This is a genomic window from Salinivibrio sp. SS2 (assembly GCF_001722075.1).
Classification (GTDB): domain Bacteria; phylum Pseudomonadota; class Gammaproteobacteria; order Enterobacterales; family Vibrionaceae; genus Salinivibrio; species Salinivibrio proteolyticus.
The window spans coordinates 1-26209 of sequence record NZ_MEBP01000082.1 but is presented as its reverse complement, the minus strand read 5'-3'; the positions used below and the strand labels follow the sequence as shown (position 1 = coordinate 26209).

The 26209-nt window shown below is 49.9% G+C and carries 25 protein-coding genes and 1 riboswitch; of the genes, 9 read left to right on the top strand and 16 right to left on the bottom strand.

Features of this window, described 5'->3' with window-relative positions:
• Positions 1–5: 5 nt before the first annotated feature.
• On the bottom strand, positions 6–587 hold the full coding sequence (locus tag BGK46_RS09425) for a thymidine kinase (RefSeq protein ID WP_069588799.1): 582 nt from the start codon (positions 585–587) through the stop codon (positions 6–8).
• Between the two features lie 129 nt (positions 588–716).
• Positions 717–2300: a Na+/H+ antiporter NhaC family protein gene (locus BGK46_RS09420; protein WP_069588798.1), complete on the bottom strand. Its 1584-nt coding sequence runs from the start codon at positions 2298–2300 to the stop codon at positions 717–719.
• Between the two features lie 85 nt (positions 2301–2385).
• Positions 2386–2566, bottom strand: a riboswitch (Lysine riboswitch).
• 276 nt (positions 2567–2842) lie between these two features.
• Here BGK46_RS09420 and BGK46_RS09415 point away from each other — a divergent pair.
• Positions 2843–3268, top strand: coding sequence for an H-NS family nucleoid-associated regulatory protein (locus BGK46_RS09415; RefSeq protein ID WP_069588796.1), 426 nt, complete (start codon positions 2843–2845; stop codon positions 3266–3268).
• 78 nt (positions 3269–3346) lie between these two features.
• Here the strand turns inward: BGK46_RS09415 and BGK46_RS09410 are convergent, their stop codons facing one another.
• Positions 3347–4321 carry a lytic murein transglycosylase gene (locus BGK46_RS09410; RefSeq protein ID WP_069588794.1) on the bottom strand — a complete coding sequence of 325 codons (975 nt, stop codon included), beginning with the start codon at positions 4319–4321 and terminating at the stop codon, positions 3347–3349.
• A 12-nt stretch (positions 4322–4333) separates the two neighbouring features.
• A complete protein-coding gene (locus BGK46_RS09405) occupies positions 4334–4609 on the bottom strand; it encodes a YcgL domain-containing protein (RefSeq protein ID WP_069588792.1) in 276 nt (91 codons plus the stop codon).
• Between the two features lie 274 nt (positions 4610–4883).
• Here BGK46_RS09405 and minC point away from each other — a divergent pair, with 274 nt between their 5' ends.
• From minC to minE, 3 genes are read left to right on the top strand one after another with little or no spacing between them, the layout of a single operon-like run.
• Positions 4884–5546 carry a septum site-determining protein MinC gene (minC, locus tag BGK46_RS09400; protein ID WP_069588789.1) on the top strand — a complete coding sequence of 221 codons (663 nt, stop codon included), beginning with the start codon at positions 4884–4886 and terminating at the stop codon, positions 5544–5546.
• Between the two features lie 17 nt (positions 5547–5563).
• Positions 5564–6376, top strand: a complete 813-nt coding sequence (gene minD, locus BGK46_RS09395) for a septum site-determining protein MinD (RefSeq protein WP_069588785.1) — start codon at positions 5564–5566, stop codon at positions 6374–6376.
• 1 nt (position 6377) lies between these two features.
• Entirely contained in the window at positions 6378–6647 is a 270-nt protein-coding gene (minE, locus tag BGK46_RS09390; protein WP_069588784.1) for a cell division topological specificity factor MinE, read from the top strand.
• Positions 6648–6699: 52 nt separating this feature from the next.
• Here minE and rnd read toward each other — a convergent pair whose 3' ends face one another.
• From rnd to BGK46_RS09355, 7 genes are all read right to left on the bottom strand, one after another.
• Positions 6700–7836: a ribonuclease D gene (gene rnd / locus BGK46_RS09385; protein WP_069588782.1), complete on the bottom strand. Its 1137-nt coding sequence runs from the start codon at positions 7834–7836 to the stop codon at positions 6700–6702.
• 86 nt (positions 7837–7922) lie between these two features.
• The gene (gene fadD, locus BGK46_RS09380) at positions 7923–9614 is read right to left on the bottom strand and encodes a long-chain-fatty-acid--CoA ligase FadD (RefSeq protein WP_069588781.1); all 1692 of its coding nucleotides are present in this window, start codon (positions 9612–9614) and stop codon (positions 7923–7925) included.
• A gap of 121 nt (positions 9615–9735) precedes the next feature.
• The gene (locus tag BGK46_RS09375; RefSeq protein ID WP_254659679.1) at positions 9736–10680 is read right to left on the bottom strand and encodes an alpha/beta fold hydrolase; all 945 of its coding nucleotides are present in this window, start codon (positions 10678–10680) and stop codon (positions 9736–9738) included.
• A gap of 3 nt (positions 10681–10683) precedes the next feature.
• Positions 10684–11232, bottom strand: coding sequence for a Slp family lipoprotein (locus tag BGK46_RS09370; RefSeq protein WP_069588779.1), 549 nt, complete (start codon positions 11230–11232; stop codon positions 10684–10686).
• A gap of 22 nt (positions 11233–11254) precedes the next feature.
• Positions 11255–11554, bottom strand: a complete 300-nt coding sequence (locus tag BGK46_RS17435; protein WP_069588775.1) for a hypothetical protein — start codon at positions 11552–11554, stop codon at positions 11255–11257.
• 40 nt (positions 11555–11594) lie between these two features.
• Complete coding sequence (tsaB, locus tag BGK46_RS09360; protein WP_069588773.1) at positions 11595–12290, bottom strand: tRNA (adenosine(37)-N6)-threonylcarbamoyltransferase complex dimerization subunit type 1 TsaB; 696 nt, start codon at positions 12288–12290, stop codon at positions 11595–11597.
• The gene (locus tag BGK46_RS09355) at positions 12291–14255 is read right to left on the bottom strand and encodes an ATP-dependent DNA helicase (protein WP_069588771.1); all 1965 of its coding nucleotides are present in this window, start codon (positions 14253–14255) and stop codon (positions 12291–12293) included.
• Between the two features lie 156 nt (positions 14256–14411).
• On the opposite strand from BGK46_RS09355, the gene purU reads away from it, so the two are divergent.
• Positions 14412–15245 (top strand): formyltetrahydrofolate deformylase, encoded by an 834-nt coding sequence (gene purU / locus BGK46_RS09350; RefSeq protein ID WP_069588769.1) that lies wholly within the window; start codon positions 14412–14414, stop codon positions 15243–15245.
• 39 nt (positions 15246–15284) lie between these two features.
• Here the strand turns inward: purU and BGK46_RS09345 are convergent, their stop codons facing one another.
• Positions 15285–15860 (bottom strand): VOC family protein, encoded by a 576-nt coding sequence (locus BGK46_RS09345; protein ID WP_069588767.1) that lies wholly within the window; start codon positions 15858–15860, stop codon positions 15285–15287.
• Positions 15861–16141: 281 nt separating this feature from the next.
• On the opposite strand from BGK46_RS09345, the gene argS reads away from it, so the two are divergent.
• A complete protein-coding gene (gene argS / locus BGK46_RS09340; protein WP_069588765.1) occupies positions 16142–17872 on the top strand; it encodes an arginine--tRNA ligase in 1731 nt (576 codons plus the stop codon).
• A gap of 63 nt (positions 17873–17935) precedes the next feature.
• Here the strand turns inward: argS and BGK46_RS09335 are convergent, their stop codons facing one another.
• Entirely contained in the window at positions 17936–18538 is a 603-nt protein-coding gene (locus tag BGK46_RS09335; RefSeq protein ID WP_069588763.1) for a DUF924 family protein, read from the bottom strand.
• A 180-nt stretch (positions 18539–18718) separates the two neighbouring features.
• Between BGK46_RS09335 and BGK46_RS09330 the strand changes: the two genes are divergently transcribed.
• The gene (locus tag BGK46_RS09330; RefSeq protein ID WP_069588761.1) at positions 18719–19150 is read left to right on the top strand and encodes an HIT domain-containing protein; all 432 of its coding nucleotides are present in this window, start codon (positions 18719–18721) and stop codon (positions 19148–19150) included.
• 329 nt (positions 19151–19479) lie between these two features.
• On the opposite strand, the gene BGK46_RS09325 is transcribed toward BGK46_RS09330, so the two are convergent.
• The 3 genes from BGK46_RS09325 to znuA all read right to left on the bottom strand — a co-directional run bounded on the left by BGK46_RS09325 (position 19480) and on the right by znuA (position 24525).
• On the bottom strand, positions 19480–22188 hold the full coding sequence (locus tag BGK46_RS09325; protein WP_069588759.1) for an AraC family transcriptional regulator: 2709 nt from the start codon (positions 22186–22188) through the stop codon (positions 19480–19482).
• Positions 22189–22304: 116 nt separating this feature from the next.
• Positions 22305–23642, bottom strand: coding sequence for a murein DD-endopeptidase MepM (mepM, locus tag BGK46_RS09320; RefSeq protein WP_069588758.1), 1338 nt, complete (start codon positions 23640–23642; stop codon positions 22305–22307).
• The gene (gene znuA, locus BGK46_RS09315; protein ID WP_217492732.1) at positions 23626–24525 is read right to left on the bottom strand and encodes a zinc ABC transporter substrate-binding protein ZnuA; all 900 of its coding nucleotides are present in this window, start codon (positions 24523–24525) and stop codon (positions 23626–23628) included. The genes mepM and znuA overlap by 17 nt, the downstream gene beginning before the upstream one ends.
• 81 nt (positions 24526–24606) lie before the next feature.
• Between znuA and znuC the strand changes: the two genes are divergently transcribed.
• Complete coding sequence (znuC, locus tag BGK46_RS09310) at positions 24607–25374, top strand: zinc ABC transporter ATP-binding protein ZnuC (protein ID WP_069588755.1); 768 nt, start codon at positions 24607–24609, stop codon at positions 25372–25374.
• The gene (znuB, locus tag BGK46_RS09305) at positions 25367–26155 is read left to right on the top strand and encodes a zinc ABC transporter permease subunit ZnuB (RefSeq protein ID WP_069588753.1); all 789 of its coding nucleotides are present in this window, start codon (positions 25367–25369) and stop codon (positions 26153–26155) included. Before znuC ends, znuB begins: the two co-directional genes overlap by 8 nt.
• Positions 26156–26209 lie beyond the last annotated feature (54 nt).

Sequence of the window (26209 nt, the reverse complement as noted above, 5' to 3'; positions counted from 1 at the left end):
CATACTCATAGTAAGCCAAGAGCTTCCTTATAGTGCAACCGGCACACCGACACATAACGCTCGTTGCCACCGATCACAACTTGATCGCCATCAGCGATCGCATTGCCATTTGCATCTTGGCGGATCACTCGATTGGCTTTACGACCACAATGACAAACCGTTTTTAGTTCTACTAACTTATCCGCCCAAGCGAGTAAGTATTGAGAGCCTTCAAATAGCTCTCCTCGAAAGTCTGTGCGTAATCCATAACACAACACAGGAATACGCAATTTATCGACCACATCAGTTAACTCAAGCACTTGCTGCTTGGTGAGAAACTGGCTTTCATCCAGTAACAAGCAGTCTACTTTTTCGTGTTCTTGAATGGCTGAAACATGTTCGAATAAATTGGTTTCATTGTGGTATAGGTGCGCCTCTGTCTCTAAACCAATTCGTGAGCTAATTTTTCCCTGACCATATCGGTCATCGATTGCCGCTGTATATAACAGGGGCTGCATGCCTCGCTCTTGATAATTAAAGGCTGATTGCAAAAGTGTTGTCGACTTACCGGCATTCATTGCGGAGTAATAAAAATAAAGCTGCGCCATTGTTATCTCGGATTATTCGGTCATCAGGCTTAAAATCAATCCAGCATGCTACCGGATCTCATCAAAAAGGAAAGCCCCGACCAGCGGGGCTTTGCGCTCAATCCTATTATGAGGTAGTTACGAGCGAGATTAGGCCATGGCTTTGCACGGGCGCTTTTTCAGCCACAGTAGCGCAAAACAAAGCGCGACAAAGGCCAGTGTCGTGGCGGCAAATGCCAACCATAATGATGCGGTAAAGCCAAGGACCAAAAAGCCAACCGCGGACACCAGAGCGCCACCAATCGCATAAGGCAACTGTGTCGAGACATGATCAATATGCCCACAGCGTGCTCCTGTAGATGACAAGATAGTGGTATCTGAGATCGGTGAGCAATGGTCACCAAACACCGCACCAGCTAATACCGCCGACAGCATAGGTAACATCAAGGAAATTTCCGTCGCCGCAGCCAGATCGCCCGCGATCGGTAGCATGATACCAAAGGTTCCCCATGAGGTGCCGGTCGCAAATGCCATCACTGCCGCGAGTGAAAAGAGCACAACAGGGAGTAGCTCAGATGGCATATTGCCCTGCACCAATGAAGACAGATATTTACCCGTTTGCAAGTCGCCGATGATATGGCCAATAGACCATGCAAACAGCAGAATAAGAATGGCCCCAAACATGGATTTCGCCCCGACCCATAAGGTTTTGCTGATCGCAGGCGCACCAATCCCTTGTTTGATCGTCATGGCTAAAGCAACGATAAGTCCCGCTGCGCCTCCCATCAGAAGGGACATGCCTACATCAGTATTCTCAAACGCGCCGAGTACTGAGAAAGATACATCGTCACCCGCTAACGCTTGTGCACCGGTGTAGAGCATCGCACTGATGGTCGCCACAACGAGGACCACAATCGGTAACACCAGATCAGAAACCGTGCCGTGCTCGCTTTCTTCAATCCCAAGATCGTCACAAAGATCGGCACAATTGTCGCTTTCATCCCCTAAGCGACTGCCTTTTTTTGCTTGGTATTCAAATTGACGCATGGGACCAATATCAAGCTGAAACCAAATCACTGCAAAAACCAGCAGAAGCGCAAAGATTGCATAGAAGTTCATCGGGATCATGGTGACAAAGGCGCCGAGCGGCGTGTAATCAGTCACCCCATGTGCGACTAAAATCGAGCCGATGACGGTAATGATATAAGCGCCCCAGCTCGAAGCGGGAGTGATAACACACATAGGTGCGGCAGTCGAATCGAGAATATACGCCAGCTTGGCTCGAGACACATGGAAGCGATCGGTCACAGGGCGCGAAACAGCCCCCACTGCCAAGCTATTAAAATAGTCATCTACGAAAATAAATACGCCCAAGAAAGCCGCCAGTAATTTTGCTCCTCGTTTGCTTTTAATTCGGCTCTGTGCCCAATTTGCAAACGCTCGTGTTCCTCCAGAGAGCGACAATAAAGCGGTGATCATTCCCAGCAATACTAGGAAAGCAAGAATACTCATATTCCAGCTATTAATGCTGCCGTCAGCCACAAATAGGCCGGCAACCACATCAAAAAGGTATTGCGCCGATGTCCCGAGGGAAAAGTCAGCCAGTAGCAAGGTACCGAGTACAATCCCCATGCCTAGCGACAACAGCACGCGACGTGTTGCAATGGCAAGGCCCAAAGCCAGCAAGGGTGGAAGTAACGATAAAGCGGATGAAGAAAAGTCTGTTAAGTTCATGATCTCAATATCAACCAATTGGTTGGAGATCTACTGCAGAAACGAAGACTGGTAAGGCGTGGTAACACACAGCAAACAACTTGCCTCCTACAGTAGCGCTCCATAGTGTGTCCTAATTACTATGGCAGTGCTGCCCCTATTCGGTAACAGCCCCAGCACAGTCGGCATGATGGCCTTACTGGCTTCGGCGTTGGCTCCTTTCATGTGCGGTCACTGGCATCACCCTCGTGCACATTACTTATAAACAACGCACCTCTACGTTAAGAGTGGAGCATTCTACACAAGATGTTCACTATCGCAACTGTTCACGCACAAAAAGCCACCACTTAAAACGTCACACTATCAAGTGTCGATGAAATCAGTCGCAACCACTCAAAATTTGGGCATATTTAAAAAAACACCCTTAAATATGGGTAACAAATATTGCGAACAGAAAATAAATAATGAAAAATAGGCACTAATTATTTTATGTAATATTGTATATTTCACTTATACTGTTACCATCCGTTCAATTAACATATAAATCAAATAGGAACCCAATAATGTCTGATGCAATGAAAGCGTTACTTAACCTACGCAGCTTACGTGCTGTCGCGAAAGAAATGACCGCCGAGCAACTTAAAGAAGCGTTAGAAAAGCTGCAAACCGTCGTTGAAGAACGTGAAGAGATTGAGCGTCAAGCGCAAGAAGAAGAAAAAGCACGCCTAGCGAAACTAGAAAAATACCGTGAGATGTTAATCGCCGATGGTATTGAACCTGATGAACTCATGAAATTATTAGGTGGTGCAAGCAAGTCTAAATCAACAGGCAAGCGCGCGGCACGCCCTGCTAAATATCAATACACTGATAGCGACGGCTCGGTAAAAACATGGACCGGTCAAGGTCGTATGCCGAAAGTGATCCGTGAAGCAACCGAAAATGGTAGCGCGAAATTAGAAGACTTCTTGATCCCTGGCCAACAAGCCTAAGTGTTGCACATAAAGATAAAAAAAGAGGCCGGACGGCCTCTTTTTTTTATCTGATTCGTAAAACTCTGTCATCATCCATTAACCAAACTTTATCCGGTCTGCCAAATGACTGACTGCTAACGCAAAGTAGTGCGAACGGTTCCATTTCAACAAGCTTTGATAATTGTTATAAACCAAATAAGCTCGTCCAAGTTCATCATCAGGCTGAATCAACCAAGCTTGAATATCGACATTCGGCAACGCTTGGCCATTAAGACGCGTTACACCTAATGCTTGCCATTGATTCAATGACAGCGCCTTATTACTTTCGACACCAAGTTTATTCCTATCTATATGCTTTGGTAATTTAACTTGGCGTCCCCATGTGTACGTATCGTCCCAGCCAGCTTGTTTTAGATAGTTCGCCGCAGAAGCAAAGACATCAGCTTCCGTTTGCCAAATATCTTTTTTACCATCTTGGTTCCCATCAACCGCATAATGAAGGAAAGACGTCGGCATAAACTGGCTTTGCCCCATTGCACCGGCCCATGAACCTTTCATGTTTTCAGGCGCAATATGCCCTTCTTGCAATATGGTCAGTGCTGCCATTGTTTGTTGGCGGAAAAAGGCTTCTCGACGCCCATCATAAGCCAATGTGGCCAGTGCTTCGATAACATTGTAGTTGCCTTGCAGTTTGCCAAAATTACTTTCCACGCCCCACAAGGCTACAATGAAACGAGGCTGAACCTGATATTCCTCACCGACTTTTTTTAGCGCCGCATAATGTTTTTTATACAGCGCTTTCGCCTGATCGACTTTCCAATCCGGTACGGCGCGGGGAATGTATTCATCCAAGGTTAAACGCCGCTCAGGTTGATTTCGATCGGCACTGACCGCCCGTTCATGATACTCAATGCCAGCAAACGCGCGTGCCAGTATATCGTCATCAATCCCTGCTTGACGCGCTTCCTCTTTCAATGATTCGACGTACTGATCAAACCCTTCTTTTGCAAATAGCGGCCCCGAGGTAAAAACTGAGGCTGCAACCAATGCTGAAATCAAACCTTTGCGCATACGCTTCCCTAATTACAATTTTTCATTCTTGTTTCGGATAGCCTGCAACGCCGCATCCGGTGGCGGTGGTAATTGTAGAAAGAACCCTTCGTTTTGCAGACTTTGTTTCACTTTCTCAATATCAACAACCGCAAGTTTTTCTCGCTTACCGAGATCAATCATCATGGCAAACTCTGGTTGTCCAAAACTGTTCATTAATGCTTCTGGCACATCATCGAATTTATCTCTCCCCGGTACATAAAGATAGGTGCCTTCTTTCTTTTTGCTACGATAAATTGCGCAATACATCTCAATGTCCTCATCAGCATGCCATAACGATGGCGAAATAGTGTCATCGACGAGTTAAGGTTTGTTAGGCTTTGCCGCAAAATGTGTCACACAATGCTCACTAAACGCGGCTCACATCGCGCACCATGACAAGAAATCGCCAAAATTAGGGGGCAATGTCCGCCGAATATCAAACCCTGCTTGCCGCATCGATGCTGTGAATATACCATGCTATCCAACGTCTGATAATGCGCGTCTGACTCGCGTTTCAACGATATAACCGGAATCAAACAACATGCACAAACACCCGGAGTTGAAAGGCTCAACTTTTACTTTGTCTGTTCTTCATCTTGTGGATGACAATTTTACTGAAGCGGCCGCCATTTTGGCTGATAAGGTTTCCCAAGCCCCCGCATTTTTTGAAGGCGCGCCTGTGGTGGCGGATGTCAGCCGTTTAAAGCTATGCCCAGATCTCACCGCTTTAAAGCACTGTTTAAGTGAAACTGGGATGATTTTAGTCGGCCTTACTGGCGTCACGCATAACGATACCCGCCAGCAAGCCAAATCGGTGGGGCTTGCGGTACTCAAATCGAGCAAGCAATCTCGTGTTGCCGATCCGATTCAAACCCCCACTAAAGTGGTCACGAATCCCGTGCGCTCGGGACAGCAAATCTATGCCAAAAATGCTGACTTGGTGGTATTGAATCATGTCAGTGCCGGGGCGGAAGTCATTGCTGATGGCAGTATTCATATTTACGGCGTGCTGCGCGGCAGAGCCATTGCCGGCGCCAGCGGCCAGCAGCAAGCGCGTATTTATTGCCAGAATTTACAATCAGAATTATTGTCAGTAGCCGGTAGCTACTGGCTAAGCGACAAAATTCCATCTGAGTTTATTGAGCGCCCCGTCATGGTCTCGCTCAATCAAGAAAGCTTACAAATAGACCCCCTCACGCTATAACAGAATAAGGACGAGGAATGGCACGAATTATTGTAATTACCTCCGGTAAAGGCGGTGTTGGTAAAACCACGTCGAGTGCAGCACTCGCGACGGGACTCGCCATGGCTGGCAAAAAAACCGCAGTGATTGATTTTGATATTGGTCTTCGTAATCTCGATTTAATTATGGGATGTGAGCGCCGCGTGGTGTATGACTTTGTCAACGTGATCAACGGCGAAGCCAACCTTAATCAAGCGCTGATCAAAGACAAACGGGTTGAAAATCTATTTATTCTTCCAGCCTCACAAACTCGTGATAAAGATGCGCTCACCAAAGAGGGCGTCGAGCGGGTGTTAAAAGAGATGGATGAGCTTGGGTTTGAATACATCATCTGCGATTCGCCCGCGGGTATCGAAGCTGGCGCCCTCATGGCCCTTTATTTTGCCGACGAAGCCATCGTCACGACCAACCCTGAAGTCTCTTCGGTGCGCGACTCTGATCGCATTCTGGGCATTCTCGATTCAAAATCTCGCCGCGCCGAAAACGGTGAGGAACCGGTTAAGCACCACTTGCTCTTAACCCGTTATAACCCAAGCCGCGTGAGCAACGGCGAGATGCTCAGTGTGTCGGATGTTGAGGAAATCTTACGTATCCCACTGTTAGGGGTCATCCCAGAAAGCCAGTCAGTACTGCATGCCTCAAACAAAGGCGAGCCCGTGGTTCTCGATCAAGAATCGGATGCGGGACAAGCGTATGAAGATGCCATTGCAAGATTGCTTGGCGAAGAGCGCCCATTCCGCTTTATTGAGGAAGAGCGCAAAGGTTTTCTAAAACGCTTATTTGGAGGCTAATGTGGCATTGCTAGAGTTCTTTCGGCCAGCCAAGAAAAAATCCGCCAACATTGCAAAAGAGCGCCTGCAAATCATTGTTGCGGAGCGACGCAGTGCAGATAGCCCTGCCCCAACCTATTTGCCACAGCTCAAGCAGGATATCTTAGATGTGATCCGTAAATATGTGGATATCGGTCCCGAGCAAGTCTCCGTGAGCCTCGAGCAAGGGGACGACGATCTTTCCGTCTTAGAGTTAAATGTGACTTTGCCGGAAGAAGGGAAAGAGAGCTAAAGCGTGAGCCTCGTTCGCTGGTTGTAGAAAAGCGGTGCCAAGCACCGCTTTTTTAATGCGTCACTGGCGTACTGGGAATCATCGCTATCAGGCGCTTGCCAATCAGAGTATATCGCCACCCTTGTGCGAGGTCTGGGCGTTTATCCTCCGCTTTATGCTCTCGCCATACCCAACTGATCAACTGATTCAATTGCTTCTTTGAGCCAATAAACTCCGGTACAAAACCCAGCTCATCCGCACACTGTTGAACGCTTTCTTTGAGCGTCTTAATCACGGCTTTGTAACCCGGCTCATCGACTAAACGCGTGATGGGTTGTGGCCACTTCGCTTTAGGAAGCTTCTCAGCTTGCTTCGCCAGCGTGATCAAGGTTTTGGCATGATAGCGAATCTCAAATTTATCAAAATCATGCGCTTGCATTTGCTCAACGCTACGAATTCCAAATCGCGCCATTTTCCAAAGGTGAAGCTCTTTCACTATGAAATTAAGCGCAATATCGCGACGTCGTGCCTCTTTCGCGCGCCACTTTGCAAGCGACTGGAGTACCGCCAATTGATTCGGCTGCAGCTGCCACGCGTATTTAATATCAAGATATGCCAGCGAATCCTCTTTGGGTTGGCGCTTTTTGTCACATAAGCGGGTACATTCTTCTTGCAACGCCGCTTGCCACTGTGTTTTTGCCAAGGCTTTCTCAAGCGCTTGGTACAGAGGCATCAGATAATACACATCCGCCGCCGCATAATGCTTTTGCTTATCTGTTAGTGGGCGCGCACACCAATCAGTGCGTGATTCGCCTTTATCAAGCGCCACTCCCACATAAGTATTCACCAAACTCGCAAATCCTTCTGATACACCGTGCCCTAAAAAAGCAGCCATCAGCTGGGTATCAACCATAGGGGTGGGTAAGGTACCGGCATAGTGTTGGAACACATCCAAGTCTTCACTACTGGCATGCAATACTTTGGTGACATTGGTGTCAGCCAGCAATGCCCACAATGGGGAAAGATCTTCGATTTCAATCGGATCGATGAGTACAAGTTGCTCACCATCATACAATTGCACCAACCCTAGTTGCGCGTAAAACGTACGGGTACGCACAAATTCGGTATCGACCATCACAGCAGGTTTCTGGCGCATTTTTGCGCATACGTCGACAAGTTGTTGATGTGATGTGATTAGTTGATAATTCACAAGTTAGCCTATAAAGAAAATGCCGGCAATGCCGGCATTTCGTGATTCGTTACGCTCCAGTTTACCCTTTTCGCGGGCAGCACGCATCAAGCAGACGCTTTTTGCGGCGCCTTAGGGGCTTCATCGCGTAACTCTCGGCGCAAGATTTTACCTACATTGGTTTTCGGTAGCTCATCGCGGAATTCAACCACGCGAGGCACTTTATAACCGGTCAGGTGCTTACGGCAGTGCGCTATCAGATCATCACGGGTCAGCGACGGATCCTTTTTCACCACACAAATCTTAACGACTTCGCCTGAGTTTTCGTCTGGCTGACCAATCGCGGCCACTTCCAATACCTTATCATGCAGGGCGACCACATCTTCCACTTCATTGGGATAGACGTTAAAGCCTGATACAAGGATCATGTCTTTTTTACGATCGACGATGTGTAAGAAGCCATCGTCATCAAACTGCACCACATCACCGGTTGCCAACCAACCGTCTTCATCGATACTTTCACGCGTCGCCTCTGGTCGGTTCCAATAACCTTGCATCACTTGCGGACCACGCACCAACAATTCGCCCGGTTGGTTATCGGCGACATCTTCACGATTTTCATCCACAATACGGACTTCCGTAGATGGGACGGGCAAACCGATCGACCCGTTGTAATCACGCAAATCATAAGGATACGCCGCCACAAGCGGTGAGCACTCGGTTAAGCCATAGCCTTCTAGGAGGTGCTTACCGGTCAGTTTTTTCCAGCTTTCTGCGACAGCGCGTTGTACCGCCATGCCGCCACCAACAGTAAGGCGTAAGTTGGAGAAATCTAACTCATGAAAATCTTCGTTGTGTAGCAAAGCGTTAAAGAGGGTATTCACCCCTGTAATCGCCGTAAATGGATATTTTTGTAGCTCTTTGATAAAGCCCGGAATATCACGCGGGTTGGTGATCAACAGGTTCTGTCCACCCATTTCAATAAACAGTAGGCAGTTTACGGTTAGGGCAAACACGTGATAAAGCGGTAGCGCGGTCACTACCAACTCTTCGCCCACGTTTAGCACCGGTTGATAAGTGCCTTTCGCTTGGTAGACGTTGGCCAACATGTTGCGGTGCGTCAAGATAGCGCCTTTCGCCAATCCAGTGGTACCACCCGTGTACTGGAGGAAAGCGACATCATCACCTTTTAAGAAAGGTTTTACATACTGCATACGGCGGCCACGACGGAGCGCATTACGCATCGACGTTGCGTCCGGCAAATGGTATTTCGGTACCATTTTCTTGACGTACTTGACCACAAAGTTCACTAATGTGCCTTTCGCTCGAGGGAGCTGGTCCCCTAAGCTCGTAAGGATCACGTGCTTAACGGGTGTATTCTCCACCACCTTTTCCAAGGTGTGAGCAAAGTTGCTGACGATCACAATCGCTTTCGCACCTGAGTCAGTCAACTGATGCTCCAACTCTCGTGGCGTATATAAAGGGTTGACGTTAACCGCCACACAGCCCGCTCGCAAAATACCGAACAACGCAATCGGATACTGCAGCAAATTCGGCATCATGATCGCCACACGATCGCCTTTTTGTAATTTCAGCTCGTTTTGCAGGTACGCCGCAAATGCGCGGCTACGCTCTTCGAGCTTACGGAAGGTCATGACCTGGCCCATGTTAATAAAGGCTGTTTGGTCAGCGAACTTTTGCACTGAGTGTTCAAACATCTCAATCAAAGAGCGATGGGCATCTGGATCTATTTCCGCCGGCACATCCGACGGGTAACGATTAAGCCAAACCTTTTCCACTGGCTTTCTCCTATGTTTTAGCTTGCAGGCTATACTGCCCGCTTCGATCGACGCGAGATTCTATTCAAACAGGTGTTTAACCCGTCCACCATAGCGTTAACATTATTTTTACACGAGCATTTTAAGTGCGCGTTTGAATTTTGGTCACAAAATCTGTTACCCACGATGCAGCCTGTTGCGGTTGTTGAAGGTGACAGTGATGCGTACCCGGCAGGTCCACCACCTGTAATTGGCGAAACCCATGCATCCGTTGCTGAGCATCCTGCGAACGCAATGCAGGATAGCCATCCGTTCCTCGAATGGCGAGAGCAGGACAGTGAATTGCCCGGATAATCGATTCACAATGCGCGGGCGACATCCGGTAAAGCGCATCCCCGCGCAAATGAGGATCGTGTCGCCAAGTGATACCTTGAGGAGTCTCCATCAATCCGCGAGCGACTAATGGCAAAAGCGGTTCAGCCGCCACTTTATTGATGGATGCGCGTAATTGTAGCGCCTGAAATGCAGAATCAAAGTAGCGTTGACGCTTTTGACGCTGCTTTAAGCGTTGATCAAGACTTTTCGCCAATCGGTTGGTTATCTGTTGAGCAGGTTCAGCCATCGGGCCGAGCGCTTCTATCATTACCAGTGCAGCAATGCGGTCTGGAAAAGCAGCGGCATAGCAACTCGCCACCAGCCCACCGAGTGAGTGGCCAACCAAGATCAGTGGGCCGGAGAAGTGCTGTTGATAGAGCACTTGGTGTAAATCATCCAAGTAGTCGTAGAAGGGGTAGTAGTAGTCGCCCGGTTTATGTTCTGACAGACCGTGTCCGGGCCAATCAAACAATAATAATCCCCACTCGCTGGGTAAATAAGGCACCAGAGCATGAAAACTGGCTAGGTTATCTTGCCAGCCGTGAAGCATGACCAAAGTAGGCGCACCGCTTGCCGCCGGACGGGCAGCTCCCGCGACACGCGTTGAGGCCAGTGAGAGTATGAGTGGTTCCAATCCGCTCGACAGGCCGATCATCGCTGGATTTGCCTGAAGTGCCTCATCAAGTTGCGCCGACAGTGGAGAATGCATCATTGGTTAGGGTAAAGTGATCACGCTTTGTACTCGCCCAGTCCCGACGCCTACCCGAACGCGCGAGCAATATAGCCCATAACAATAAGGGCGGTCGTCATCGATAACCTTTTGCTCAATGTTCCACAGCTGGTGTCCTTTGACTGACAATACAGGGTAAGCATATTCATAGCCCCCGACTTTACCCATTTGCTGTTCAACAAACTCACCCAGCACCGTAATAGGACGCCCTTTCGCATAGTCTGCAGGATCGACAAAACCGCTAAAAACCGCTTTAAATCGACCCAGTGATGATGCACCAATATCGGGGCGCCCCGCACTGGAGGTGGGCAACGCGACGATTTCGACTACCGAGTCCGCTTCGCGGTTTTCAACACTGGCGATCATGCCGCCCATGCGCACTTCTTCACCCTGATTGGCTGCGGTCATACTGGCTACGACCGGGTACTCAGTTACCGGCTGATCCATACGACCTTTTAAGCTATCAGGCAAGGTGCTGCAACCGGTTAACAATAGCGCCCCGATCATCAGCAATCCGGTTGATATTAGCTTCATCACACGTACTCCTCTCTCGACGTCATACATAGATATCGACCCCGACGAGGTTAAGCAGTTCCTCTCGCCGCGCATGGTTAAGCACCGCTAAGTAAGACGACATTGCCTGACGACCGCGGCCATCGGGTAAATCATACTGAATATGTTGTTTAGCTTGCTCTGCCTCTGAGACAGAGACATGTTGCACCTTTTGCCGCACTGCCTTGGCAACTTGGCTCGCTTGCGGGGTTTGTTTACGCGACGCTTTCTCCGACGATGAAAGGCGCCGCGTTTGATTCGGCCGGTTAGGCGGTGAAGAAGGAATTCCGTTAATCGATACCATACTTGCTTCCTATGCGAGGCAAACCGACCCAAACAGACTATTACTCGCGTCCGGGGAGCTTCTTCCACGTGACCTTGTCACGCAAGTAGGTGGGCGTCGCGAGCTCAGCGGCGACAGCCTCACCACGCTGGTAGGCGTATTTGGCAATAGCCAGCATGTCTTGTGCTTGTGGATACAACACGCCTGATTCTGTGGTGGTCAGATCCAACCCTTTCGCTAATTCAGGATAGGCAGGCCAGCCGGTTCCTGCCAGTGCCCACGTACCGTCGGTCGATTCAAGGCACAATGCGTCAGGGGCCACAACCGCTTCATCAGCCAACGCATGCCAATCGCCATTTTCTTGACGTTCATACTGGGCAAAGTATAGCTCTCCCATTCGCGCATCAATCGCCGTGAGTACTTGCGTTGCGCCATGAGTACGGTGCGCTTGCTCGGCCATCGCCGCGAGCGTCGATACGCCCAGCACGGGTAAATCAGCACCAAACGCTAAACCTTGTGCAATCCCAATGCCAATTCGCACACCAGTAAAACTCCCTGGCCCCCGGCCGAAGGCGAGTGCATCGAGTTGCGTGAGTGATACGCCCGCCTCCGCGAGTACCTCATCGACCATGGGTAAGATTTTATTGGTGTGTTCACGCGGCGCAATGTCACTGCGCACCATCATCTGATCGCCGATACACAGCGCAACAGAGCAGTTTTCCGTGGCCGTATCCACGGCAAGCATTTTTAGCGTCATTTAACCCTCAATCGGTGATTGCAATGCAGGCACCTCTGCATCGGTATGGTCAGCATTTATGGCTGATAAAAAGTCGTCAATATTATTTAGATCGCGCGTACGCGGTATGGGCGGTAAGCTGCGTAAAAAGGTGGCGCCATAAGGGCGCGTCACTAAGCGGTTATCACAAATGATCAACGCGCCTTGGTCACGCTTATCGCGAATCAAACGCCCTACCCCTTGCTTGAGCGTGATCACCGCTTCTGGAATTTGCACTTGCGAGAAGGGGTCGCCGCCTTGCAACTTACAATCTTCAATACGCGCTTTGAGCAAGGGGTCATCGGGCGACGCAAACGGCAGTTTGTCGATGATCACGCAACTGAGTGCCTGTCCACGCACATCGATCCCTTCCCAAAACGCGCCGGTTGCCACTAGCAACGCATTCCCCAGTGATAAGTATTCTGCCAACAGGCGCTGTTTCGGCATTTCGCCTTGCATCAACACGGGAATCGCGAGTTGGTCGCGAAACAATGCTGTTAAGTCTCGCACCATTTGATGCGACGTACACAAAAAGAAACAGCGCCCTTGATTACGCTCAATCACAGGCCCTAACAAGGTTGCCAGCTTATCGGCTCGCCGATAGCTATTGGTTTCAGGCACATGGCGTGGCACACACAGTCGCGCTTGTGAGGGGTAGTCAAAGGGGCTTTCTAACGTCATCTGCTGTTGTGCTGAAATGCCAAGTCGATGACTAAAGTGGCTAAAATCACCTTCCACGGCGAGTGTCGCCGAGGTAAAAATCCATGCCCCACCTTGTTCATCCATTTGTTCGTGGAAACGATCGGCCACCGAGAGCGGCGTAATATTGAGGCTGAAGTGATGGCGCGTACATTCATACCAGTACGAATAGCCTGTGATCGACGTATCACGCAGTCGCGATAAACGTGCCTTAAATAAGGTGATGCGATCAAACGCCGCATCCAATAGTTGGCTGCGACCCAGTGACAGTTTGACCACGTCATGGGCCAACTCCAGTGCATCGGTTAAGCGTACTAATTCTTTCTCGACAGCCGGTGAAGCTTGAAGCTCTCGCCAATTGCCACGAAAGCCGGGCTCTCCCATCACTAAACGCATATCCATCGCCGCTTGCGATAAACGATCGGCGACTTTTTCCAACTGTCGGGTATCACGCAATTCCGTACGATAAGCAATGTGGATGTCTTTCGCGGCGTCTTGTAACTGACGACTAGACAGCGACTGACCGAAATATTGGCTAGCAATATCAGGTAATTGATGCGCTTCATCGAACACCATGATATCCGCATCTGGGATCAATTCCCCAAACCCAGTTTCTTTGATCGCCACATCAGCCAAGAACAAATGGTGGTTCACGACCACTACATCCGCCTCCATCGCGCGACGGCGCGCCTTGACGACATAGCAGTCTTCATAGCTTGGACAGTCTTTACCAAGGCAATTGTCGTTGGTCGACGTGATCACGGGAATGAGCGGACTGTCTTCCGCCAACGCGTCACACTCACTCAAATCCCCCGACTCTGTATACGAAGACCATTCGCGGATTTTGACCAGTTGGCTTAATTGGCTCGGATCACTATCTGGGCGATGACACTCACTGATCTGACGACTCAAGCGCTCTGGACAAAGGTAGTTCACTCGCCCTTTCAACAGCGCCGTGGTACCAGTGAACCCCAACGCCGATTTCATCAAGGGTAAATCGCGATGATAAAGCTGCTCTTGCAGGTTCTTTGAGCCCGTGCTGATGATGGCTTTTTTACCACTCAACAATACAGGGGCAAGATAGGCATACGTTTTCCCTGTTCCTGTCCCGGCCTCGACCACCAACTGTCCTTGCTCGCGGATCGCGGCATCGACCGCCATCGCCATATCGGTTTGCGGCTGTCGAGGCACAAAGCCATCAATTGCTTTTGCCAGCGCACCGGCATCAGAGAAAACCTTTCGGATCATTGGATAAATACACAGGGGAAAGCGGGCATTATGCCAAAGCCCCCAAGAGGATGAAACCACTTCCCCTCGGATGTTCGGCGATCAGGGTAAATTCACTTTGACCTTGGGGTGTAGACAGGGTAAAACCGAAGGACTATTAAGCAACATAACATCAACATGGAACGAAAAACATTACTCACGGATTGTCCCGATGCCCAAGGCCTGATCGCCAAGATCACCAATATTTGTTATAAGCACCAACTCAACATCGTCCATAATCGCGAATATGTCGACAATGCCACGGGTCGATTTTACATGCGCACCGAATTGGAAGGGATTTTTAATGACCACACGCTGTTGTTAGATCTCGACCAAGCGCTTCCTGCTGGAAGTCACCGTCAGCTTATCAACTCACGACGAAAGCGCGTTGTGATCATGGTGACCAAAGAGTCACACTGTTTGGGCGACATTTTAATGAAAGCCTACGATGGCTCTTTGGATATCGAGATTGCTGCCGTGGTGGGAAACTATGACAAGCTACAGACGCTGACTGAGCGCTTCGATATTCCGTTCCACCATATTTGCCATCAAGATTTATCGCGTGAGGCACACGAGCAGGCAATGTTAAAGGCAATCCAGCCGTACCAGCCCGACTACATCATACTGGCCAAATACATGCGCGTGCTCACACCCGACTTTGTCGCGCAATACCCACACAGAATCATTAATATTCACCATAGCTTCTTGCCCGCATTTATTGGCGCACGCCCCTATCATCAAGCCTTTGAGCGTGGTGTCAAAATCATTGGTGCGACCGCTCACTTTGTTACCAACGACTTGGATGAAGGCCCGATTATTGGTCAAAACGTGATTCATGTTGACCACAGTTTTAATGCGCAAGATATGGCCAAAGCCGGACGTGATGTGGAAAAAAGCGTGCTGAGCCAAGCGATTGCCCGAGTGGTGGATGACAAGGTATTTGTTCACGGCAATAAAACCGTGATCCTATAATCACATATCGCACTCCCGACAGCCCCATGAAGCCAGTGCTTAGTCACTGGCTTCGCTTGCAATAATCTCAGCCAGCGGAAAAGGGTGAAACTTCACGCAAACATCTTGATACTTAAAAGCAATGGTCGGATTAGGTAACCGCTCGCCTTTCACACAAGGTTCGCTGCACTTCACCGTGATGGTATGTCGCTGTTCTGCACGCGCAAATATGCCTGGAAACGCGCGCTGCAATGCTTGCTTTAGTCCTGCCATGTCAGCGGTGGTACAGGGCAGCACAAACTCAACGTGCTCCCAGCTTTGCCGCGGATACCGTTTGTGGTTAGGAAACGGAAGCTCAACCCAATGCGTTTGCCATTGACCAATGGTTAATGCCCGGTCCAGTGCATAAATGTGGATTGGCCGACCGTTGACGATCGCCTCAGAGCACAACTTACCTTGCGACGCGAGCTCACTGGCCAAAGATTCGGTTACCGCGATATCGTGGGTGCGTATCGCGACATGATCCAGTGTCAGCTCCGCGCAATCGATCGCAAGCAAATCAAGCAACTGATTGATTTTATCTGCAAAAGCTGCTTTATCTCGCATCAGGGTAGTTAGGTTCGTGGCATCATGCATGGTGACCTCTTGAAGGTTAAACGTCGCCCGTTTCATTTCAGCGCGTAAAGATATCAGTGTTGACGGTGAATAACTATTGCCAACCCCTGCTAGTTTATGGGTATCATTAGGGTTTACCCGCGTCAGTTGACGCCACGGTTCGCAACAATACAGCATCCCGCCAACACTGTGCTTGTACGCCCAAGGCTCAGTGCAGTGTTGGCGGATTCTTGTATCTGTAAGCTGGAAGCCCACACAACGGGCAGTTAACAATCGGCCCGGTTAGTAGTAAAGGTAAGCAAGTGAATATTCAAAGTCTTCTTAACGAGAAAGTTTCTGCCGCCATGGTTGCGGCGGGTGCGCCTGAAGGCACACCGGCGGCGGTACGTCAGTCTGCTAAACCTCAATTTGGTGATTATCAGGCCAACGGCGTGATGGGCGCAGCAAAAAAATTAGGGTGTAACCCTCGCGAGTTCGCACAAAAAGTACTAGATGCCCTCGACCTTGGCGATATGGTCAGTAAAACCGAAATCGCTGGCCCTGGTTTTATTAACATTTTCTTAAACGACCAATGGCTGGCGACACAAGCTGACCAAGCGCTCGCGGATACGCGGTTAGGTGTCGCCACTGAAGCGACCCAAAACATTGTGGTCGATTACTCTGCACCAAACGTTGCCAAAGAAATGCACGTGGGTCATCTGCGTTCAACCATCATTGGTGATGCCGTTGTCCGCACCTTGGAATTTCTAGGCCATAAGGTCACCCGCGCCAACCATCTCGGCGACTGGGGCACGCAGTTTGGTATGTTGATTGCCAACTTGGAACTGCATGAATCTCGCGGTGATGACATCTCGATGGAACTGGGCGATATCGAAAACTTCTATCGTGAGTCCAAGCGTCGTTACGACGAAGACGAAGAATTTGCTGCCACAGCACGCCAGTATGTAGTGCGTCTTCAGCGTGGTGACGCATACTGCAAAGAAAAATGGGAAAAATTAGTGAAAGTGACGTTGGAACAAAACCAACGTAACTACGACCGTCTCAATGTGTCATTGACTGACAAAGATGTCATGGGTGAAAGTCTTTACAACGATATGCTGCCAGGCATTGTCGAAGACTTAAAAGCGAAAGGCATCGCTGTTGAAGATGACGGCGCTCAAGTCGTGTTCTTGGATGAATACAAGAACAAAGACGGCGAGCCTATGGGTGTGATCATTCAAAAACGTGATGGTGGCTTTTTATACACCACCACCGATATTGCCTGTGCCAAATACCGCTATGAGCATTTCAATGCCGATCGCGTCTTGTATTTTATTGACTCACGCCAACATCAACACCTGATGCAAGCGTGGACTATTGTGCGTAAAGCCGGTTACGTGCCTGATTCTGTCAGCCTAGAGCACCATGCGTTTGGTATGATGCTTGGCAAAGATGGCAAGCCATTTAAAACACGTGCAGGTGGCACCGTTCGTCTTGCTGACTTACTCGACGAAGCTGAAACCCGCGCCAAGGCACTGATCGCCAAGAAAAATCCAGACATGGATGAAGCTGAGCAGCGTGAAATCGCCACCACCGTAGCAATGGCGGCGGTGAAATATGCGGACCTGTCTAAGCACCGCACCACGGACTACATCTTCGACTGGGATCATATGCTGGCATTTGAGGGCAATACAGCGCCTTATATGCAGTACGCCTACACCCGTGTTGCTTCTGTGTTTGCAAAATCAGGCGTTGACCGTGATGCACTTGAGGGTGAAATGGTCATTGAGCATGAGAAAGAAAAAGCATTGGTTGCCAAGCTATTGCAATTCGAAGAAGCGGTTAAGTCTGTTGCTCGCGAAGGCCAACCACACCTGATGTGTAGCTACTTGTTCGATTTGGCGGGACTTTTCTCTAGCTTCTATGAAGCGTGCCCAATTCTATTGGCTGAAGGTCAAACCCGTCAAAGTCGCCTGCGTATGGCGGCACTGACAGCAAAAACGATCAAACAAGGTCTTGCGCTACTGGGTATCAATACCCTTGAGCGCATGTAACCTTACCTTGTTCAACCGATAGCTGATATGAAAGCCCACCTTAACCGGTGGGCTTTTTAATGGTTAGCCTTGCCCGAAACGCTGTTCGGTTTCGCTTAGCCAAAGCCGCTCCTCTGGGGTGGATAAGCGCCCCATGACGGCATTGCGATGTGGAAAACGGCCAAAGGCCTCGATGATGTCATAATGCTGACGCGCGTAATCGTAGCATTGTTCAAACCAAGCTTGATTCTCTGGTTCAACCGCTTGTCGAAGTTGATTAAAGCGAAAAAGAGCCTCTTGCTGATCGTCTTCACCCTCTGCGTGCTCGAGCGGCATATAAAAGAAAACACGCTGTAAAGGCGTCAGTGCCTGATCATCCCCTTTCGCTAACCCCGCCTTACAAATGGCTAATGCTAATGCATCATAACGATACGCCGCCGCTAGCCCTCGGTATAAATTGCGTGGGAATTGGTCCAGCAAGATAATCAATGCAAGGCGGCCTTGTGGGGTCTGCGCCCACGCATTTAATTCTCCCGCTCCCGCCGCGCTAACCCACGTTTGAAACATTGCTCGAATCTGTTCATCAGTTTCTGGATTGCCACCAAACCACAACGCATTGCACTCTGGCGCTGGCGCTTGCTCAGCGCTTTGACCAAACCAAAACGAAAGGACTTCTTGATAGTGCATCTTGCCTCCTACCCGCAGCCTTAATCGTTATCACGATCAAGCCATTCAATATTCTTCTCTATTCAAGCGTACTTGGTTTTGGTTGTCCCCGGTTCAAATCAAACAATCTCATCGGTACTTTGTGACCCATCAGTAAGTTGTGATGTAAGCTAGAGCAATACATTTCATTAAGGAGCCACCATGTCTTTTTCTCTTCATGATCGCCTCGCCGCAGATAGTGCCTACGTGGGCGACTTTGATTTATGCCAATTACGTCTTGCCCATGCAGATTTTGGCCCTTGGCTAATCCTGATCCCACGTAAAAACAATATCCACGAAGTACATCACCTCAGTGATCAGGATCAGCAACAGCTATGGCGAGAGTCTGCTGCCGTCTCGCAATGTTTGGAACACGGTTTCCACCCCGATAAGCTCAACATCGCGGCGATCGGCAACCTCGTTCCACAACTTCATGTCCATCATGTCGCACGCTACCAAACCGATAGTGTGTGGCCGAACCCTATCTGGGGACATCTTAATGTGGGCCCTCGCGCTGACGATAAACAAACTGCCTTGATTCAAACCCTACGAACCACGCTGATGCCAGATGGATTGCATGTTAATCCGGCATAAAACGCTTCGTTATTTTCGTCAAAATGGAAAATCATAGCGATAAAAACCAATAATTTCAGCCGGTTAAGAAGTATTGCACTTTTAACGAAAGATGGCGGAATTCTCCTAACCCTTCCTGATCCACACAGGCTACATTAGTGACTCTTTCATAACCTTTTCAACCGGGTGGAGTGTCCGCTCCGCCCCCGGCAGCAAGCGAAGGTGTCGTTGACACCCGTGGTATGGTCTCCCCGGTCATACCACGTTCCTTTTTCCTTTAGGTATAAATTCCAATACAGGTCACTGCCAGATAGGCACAGGCATGCATATGCCTTGTTGGCGTAGCAGATTTAATCGGTTGGGCTAGTGAGTACTTGAGGGAGGATGCGATCACGATACTGTGAGGGGCTCACACCAAAGTATCCTTTAAATCGCTGACTGAAATACGCCGGATCACGATACCCGCACGCTTCGGCGGTCTCAGTAATACTCATTCCTTGTTTTAACAACCCGCTCGCATAGGTCAATCGCTTTTGGGTGATATAGCTGGTGACCGTGATATGAAAATATTGGCGACATTTGCGTTGTAAGTTCCGCTCCGACATCGCTAACGCGGCGGCCAGCTCATGGGTAGAAAAGTCAGGATTGGTAAAGCCGTTTTCCACCGCTTGCATAAAACGCGATATCCATGCGGAACGCAGCTGTTGACACTGAGCGCGGCGTTTAGCGTGATGCCCCTTCATCTCGACGACAACAGCGTCAGGTTGAGCCGCGATGGGATCAAATACTGGCTGTGTTGTGCGATGTTGTTGAAGACGCTTGCTTTGTTGTCGGGCCTGATAGCGCTGTTTAAACGCCAATCCAACCGCTAACAACACAATACTCACAAAGACAGCAAGGATGGCCCCACTCAGCATATGTGGCAACATGGGGAGAGAAATATCAAGATTCAACACCGTGTGCGACGCACCATCGCGAGGAATGGCAATGCGCAGCTGATACTCTCCCCCTGCCATATTCGCCAGCGTAATGGTATCGCTGCTGGTTTGTTGCCATGCGGCAAGCTGGCCAGCCATTGGGTTTCCCGGATGGCGCTTCGCGATCAGCTGATAGTGGACACGACTGACCTGCCGCTCGGGTGGCCAACTTCCCCATTCAAGCTGAGTCGGATTGTTTTCTAGCAATGTCATTGCCGTTTGCTGGCGCGGTGCAATACGCCAACGTCTGTCCTGTTGCCACACAGCGCCAATCACAACCTTCGGCGGTTTTCGTAGTGAGAACGCAAGTTGATCGGTATTAATCACAAAACGCTCAGCGCCGGAAAAAATGGTCAACTGATGCGGATTGGATACGCGACATACCACCTGTCCCATTGGCGTAGGTAGTCGGAACGTACGCACAACGCCTCTTGGTGCTATATGGACGATAGCTTGGTTGCTGTACGCCCAAACACCGTCCTTATTACCGGTAATACAATGAAACTGCTCATTGTTTAACGACAGATAGGCCGCCGACACCGTATCCGGTGTGGTATGGTCATACTGATAAATGCCTTGCGCACTGGCGAGCCAAAGGCGGCCCCGCTCATCGGTATACAAATCAGACAACGGCAAGAGAGAGACAGGTAACCGAATCGCTTGAAACTGCCCATCTCGATAACGTGTCAAACCTTGCTGCTGACGGATCCAAACGCTACCGCGGCCATCATCATAAAACCCTTCAACGTCACCCTCGTCCACTTGCCATCCGGTTCCGTAGTCAACAACCGTTTCTGAAGCCGGCCAGTAACGGATTAGCTGAGGCCCTTTAGCCAACCAAAGCGTCCCTGCCGCATCGGTATACAAGTGCTCAGCAGCGAAGTTGGCAACAGGTTCTGGGAGCGTTAAACGCGAACCTGTTCGGGTGTCTAAGCCAGCCACACCATTTTCTGTCGACCACCACAACTGTGTCGCTTGTCGTGCAGCACTCTTGATCTTATCGCCGTTTTGATCTGGCATACGCGCCAACCAACGACCATTCAAATCACGCCAATGACGACCTCTTAGCAGCCAAGGGTCACTGGCCTTTGAAAAGCCTTGGGTGATCGCTTGTGGAAAGGGACCATGCTGATGCGCAATCCAGCGCTGTCCGGCTGCGCGATAACGTAATGACTGGTCGGTGGAAAACCAAATTCCCCCTTCGGCATCGGCGCGTAAAAAGGTCACCCGTGTGCCATCTATTGCATTCTGACCCGGCGTCCATACCGGCGAAGCACTCCCATCGAGTGACAGGAGAAAAAGCCCTTGCTCATTAGCAGCCCAAACGCCTCCCGCCCCTGAGGCAAGATAATGAAACCCACCCTGCTGCGTCAGTATGTGCTGTCCCGTCACTGAGTCTTCATCGAGAGCAAGTAAATACACCGCATTGTGGGTGCTCACCCAAGCCCGCGAGTCTTGCCCTGTGATCGCAGTTATCGGAGAGTTGAAGCGGCGTATCTGGTGAATGCCTTGCTCACTGACTTGGTAGAGCGCTTGGCCGATGGCAATCAAGCGATGCTCGTTCGTCATCCAAGTCAGCTCTGCTCGCCATTGTCCTGCGCGCCAAATTGAAAAGCTGTTATCTTCCACCACATAGCGGCTGAGTTGACCATCACTAATATGCCAAAGCTCACCGTCTATCGTCGCAAGACGGGATTGTGCATCCGCTTGGCGCGCCAACACGGTCTGTGGCAGGCGATAACGTGTGACAATATGCTGTCCCGATTGGTAGCGATAAATAAAGTTCTGCCCTGCCATCCAAAGGGCATCATGCGCAAAGGCAATCGCCGTTACTTTTTCTTCGGGCAGACTGAGCACATCACTGAGTGGATGGGTTTGGTGGCCGTCAAAAAAAACGACCTCTCCTTGATGATTAAGCAACCAGACGCCACCGCCCGGCTGGTAGGCGATGTCACGCACGTTCGCGACCGCCTGCAAGCCCGGATAGGCTTGGAACGAGGTTTCCAACCCATGATGTGCCTGCAAAGGCAGACAGAAAAAGGTGCTAATTACCCAAATCAGGCAGAGCAATAGGCGTTTCATGCAACTAAGAGAGGAATAAGGGTCGCAAAATTAAGACGGGTATCATCCTGTGTAACCATACAAAATGGAACCCTGCGACCCTCAATGTGAGCTAGGCCTCACATTCTTGAGATTTATTAGCTGTTAAGAACTTGAGACAGCTGCTGATGAGCGCGTCTTGCTTGACGCTTGAAGTCGTCTTGTTCGCTACGCGGCACCGGATGCGCTTCAGGTAAAGGCACCTTCATGGCATTCACTGGATGGCCATATTTAATCAGCTCAAAATGCAAATGAGGGCCGGTCGAGCGTCCAGTGTTACCACTCAATGCGATTTTTTGCCCCATAGAAACGTGATCACCCGGCTTCACTAAAATACGATGAAGGTGCAAATAGCGGGTCGAGTATTCGCGACCATGTTTGATCACGACATAGTTGCCTGCCAATGGATGCTTGCGCGCTTTGACCACTACACCATCGCCTGCTGCCAAGACGGGCGTCCCCACCGGGGTGGCGAAATCGGTGCCGTTATGCGGTGAAATACGTCCGGTGATCGGATGCTTACGATGGGGGTCAAATGACGAGCTGATACGGTAACGCTTGGCGGTTGGGAAGCGACGTAAAGCACGATCCAAACTATGACCCTGCTCATCATAGAAGCGACCATCGGTGTGGCGATAGACAAAGATATCTCGATCGCCCGCTTGATAAAGCATCGCCATCACTTCGCCAGACGATACCGCTTTATTATCGATAAACTCTTTGTTGACCAATACTGAAAAGCGATCCCCACGATGAGACTCAGCACCAAAATCAAAGCGCCATTGTAGAGCTGAGACCAAGTTCTGAATTTGGTTAGGCGTCAACCCTGCTTGTCGCGCTTGCTGGTAAAAACTACTTGTGACGCGGCCCGACAGAGTGACTTGCTCGTAGACTCCGGTCGTTTCAAGTTGCTCGTAGCTCACCCCATTCGCACCAAAGACATACTGATCCCGATATTTAATCGATTGATAAACAGTGAGTGACGAAAGCTGTCCCTCATCATCAATTTGCCAATCAATTTTTTGTCCAAGCCGAAGATCGCCCGCCTTCTGATTCACATCGAGGATCTGGTACATCTGACGGAGCGGTAGGCCGTACTGTGAAAAAATCGCGCCCAAGGTATCACCAGAGGCAACCGTGTGGGTGTGAATGCGGGCCGCTTCTGAAGTGATATCTTGCTCGAGAGCATCTTCAGGCACTGTCAGTGCTGGATCATCAGCGTCTAAACCAACTTCAATCGGCTCACTGTTTTCTAGCGGCATCGATGCCTGTTGCTCATCGATTAGCGGCAATGAGCGACGTTCATCGTGATGTGTAAAAGGATGTGGCTGCCACATGAGTGCGGCAGCAACGAGTAACGATAATGAGGCGAGCGCCAGCTTGTGCTGGCGAGGTAGCCGAGCGGTCGCGGCTAACCAGTTAGTGAGTAGTTTCATGCTTTAAACAACGTGCGAAGCGGTTTCCCATATCTTTCAAAAAAACCTGATAACCATCAGGCGCAACTCGAATAGCAGTTGCCAACGGATCCAAAGCAATCACAGTAACGTCATCGTTTCGGGTCACAGCATCGACCAGTGAGGGATTAAACTGCGGCTCGGTGAAGATACAGGTCGCGTCATGATTTAGCAATCCTCTCCGGATAGTTACTAAGGTCTTTGCGCCCGGTTTTTGGCTGGGATCGACGGTAAAGTGGCCCGTTTTCTTCAAACCAAATGCTTGTTCAAAGTAACCGTACGCATCATGAAATACGAAATATCCACTTTGCTGGCGTTGTGCCAATGCCGCATGAATATCGGTTACTGTCTCATCCAGCTGGGCGTTAAAAATGGCTAATTTAGCGCGATATTGGTCAGCCTTTTCAGGCGCGGCTTTTATCAAAGCTTGGGTAATCGCCTGTGCTGCGACACGTGCCGACTCGGGGCCCAGCCAAATATGAGGGTCGATACCATGGTGGTCATGGTCGTGACCATGATGGTGGGTTTCTGCTTCACCGTCATAATGACGAAGCGGGATCCCCTCTACTTGAGTGAGGGTTAATACATTGGGCTGCTCTTGCAAGAGTTTACTCAAGAATAATTCAAGCTCCGGTCCCACCCAAACTGTCAAATCAGCCGCTTTCAAATTGCGAATATCAGAGGGTTTTAGCGCATAACCGTGTGGTGATGCGCCGGGCGGGAGTAACACCTCTACCGTATCGTCGTCTGCGACTAACCCTTTAGCAATCAGCTGCACCGGCTTAATCGTGGTCATCACAGTGACAGCCTGCACTGGCAAGGCCAGTAACAGCGCAAAAAATAGTCCAATAACACGCACACTCATGGTTTACCCCAATTAATCAGTTTCATCAGCGATGCGAAATGTTATAATATAACAATTCCAATTCACAATGCTTTTTTCACTATGACTGACTCGCTAGTCACCCTCGATGCGGTGACGGTGACCTATAACGGCCGCCAGGTTCTGGATAATGTGTCGCTAGACTTAAAACGCGGCAATATCACCACATTGATTGGCCCTAATGGCGCGGGAAAATCCACCCTTGTAAAAACACTGATTGGCTTAGTTAAACCCAGCCAAGGCGCTGTGAGGCTTAAAAAAGGATTAAAGATCGGTTATGTGCCACAAAAGCTTCAGCTTAACCAAACACTGCCCTTGACGGTAGACCGATTTATCCGCTTGGGGACGCGCTACACCAACGCGCAAATTACGCAAGCGCTAAGCACCGTCAATGCGGCCGCACTGCAATTTTCTAACATGCATACCTTGTCCGGCGGGGAAACCCAGCGGGTATTGCTTGCCCGTGCGATACTTAAATCCCCCGATCTTTTGGTACTGGACGAACCGGTGCAAGGTGTGGATGTCAGTGGCCAGCTTGAAATGTATAGCCTTATCGCGACGCTGCGTGACACACTCAGCTGCGCCGTTTTGATGGTCTCACACGACCTGCATTTAGTGATGGCGAAAACCGATGAGGTGATCTGTTTGCAGCACCATGTGTGTTGCTCAGGGGCGCCAGATGCGATTTCTCAACATCCCTCTTATGTCGCGATGTTCGGTCGCCAAACCGGCGAACAGCTTGCTTTGTATCACCACCATCATAATCACGATCACGATTTATCTGGACAGCCTGTTAATGGCTGCCAACATCAGGAACACCAACATGATTGAGTTTTTAATGGCTCCTATTCTAGGAGGGGTGCTGATTGCCGCCATTGCAGGTCCACTGGGCTCTTTTGTGGTATGGCGTCGAATGGCCTATTTTGGTGACACACTTGCCCATGCGTCGTTGCTTGGGCTCGCCGTCGGTTTTTTGTTGCAAATTGACCTTAATCTTGCGCTCATCGCAACCTGTCTGTTACTCGCCATTGTGTTGGTTGGTTTACAGCGCCAGCATTTGGTCGCCACTGATACTCTGCTCGGTATTTTGGCGCACAGTGCTTTATCGTTAGGGCTCGTTGCAGTCAGCTTTCTTGATACGGTGCGCGTGGATTTAATGGCGTATCTGTTTGGGGACTTATTGGCCGTAACCTATACCGATTTAACCTGGTTAGCGATTGGTGCTTGCTTCACATTTGCGGTGTTGGCCTATTACTGGGAACCTTTACTCTCGATGACCGTCAGCGAAGAGCTGGCTCAAGTTGAGGGTATTGATGTAGAACGCTTACGGCTGCTGCTCATGCTGCTTATCGGGCTTGTGATTGCACTGGCGATGAAATTTGTTGGCGCCTTGATCATTACGTCGATGCTAATCATTCCCGCAGCGACAGCGCGACGTCTCTCCGCCACGCCCGAGCAAATGGCATCATTGGCGAGTTTAATTGGTATGGGCGCCGTTTTTCTCGGTATGGCGGGCTCTTGGTTTTACGATACGCCGGCTGGTCCATCGGTCGTGGTTGCGGCCGCAGGCGTATTTATGCTTAGCCAACTTATCCCGACTCGGCGCCGCTAGCGACTCATCCATTCTGTTAGCCTTGTGCTCAGACAATACATCGAGTAGGGTGAG